Below are 571 nucleotides of genomic sequence, written 5' to 3'. Positions count from 1 at the left end.
CACAAGCGCGCGTCTGGTAGCTTCCAGAACAAGAACTTCGCGTAGGACGCGACGGAGCGGAAGCTTGAAACGCAAGGCAGGACTACTGGCGGCACTCATATTGACCCTGACGCTGGTGCCAATGTGGGTCTTCGTTATCAATGAGATAAAGCACGAGCGCGTCCTCGCCACGGACGCCGCGCGCAACGACGCGATGAACCTGGCCACCGCCTTTGAGGCGCACGTACGCAGCACCATCCGGCTTATGGACATCATCCTGCTGGACATGCGTGAGGATGTGCTGGAGCACCCCGACCTTCGCAGTCATGTGAATGAGGAACTGGGTGCCTACGGGCGTTTCATCACGCAGCTCGCGGTGATCGGTAAAGACGGCAAGCTGACCTTCTCCAACCTGGGGCCGACGCCGAAGGCAGTGGACCTCAGTGATCGCGAGCATTTCCGCGTGCACCGCGACAATCCGCAGGCGGACCGTCTATTTATCAGCAAGCCGGTCCTGGGCCGGGTGTCGAAGCAGTGGACCATCCAGTTCACCAGGCCTATCCATAAAGATGGTCAGTTTGCCGGCGTGCTG

The 571-nt window shown here is 59.9% G+C and carries 1 protein-coding gene; it reads left to right on the top strand.

Features of this window, described 5'->3' with window-relative positions; genetic code table 11:
* Positions 1–64: 64 nt before the first annotated feature.
* Positions 65–571 (top strand): hypothetical protein (locus CXQ94_RS23960; RefSeq protein ID WP_219817127.1); only part of this gene is annotated, 507 nt, incomplete at its 3' end.

Origin of the sequence: Arthrobacter sp. GMC3 (genome assembly GCF_002929305.1) — a bacterium.
GTDB lineage: Bacteria > Actinomycetota > Actinomycetes > Actinomycetales > Micrococcaceae > Specibacter.
This window is presented reverse-complemented; position numbering and strand designations above follow the sequence as displayed.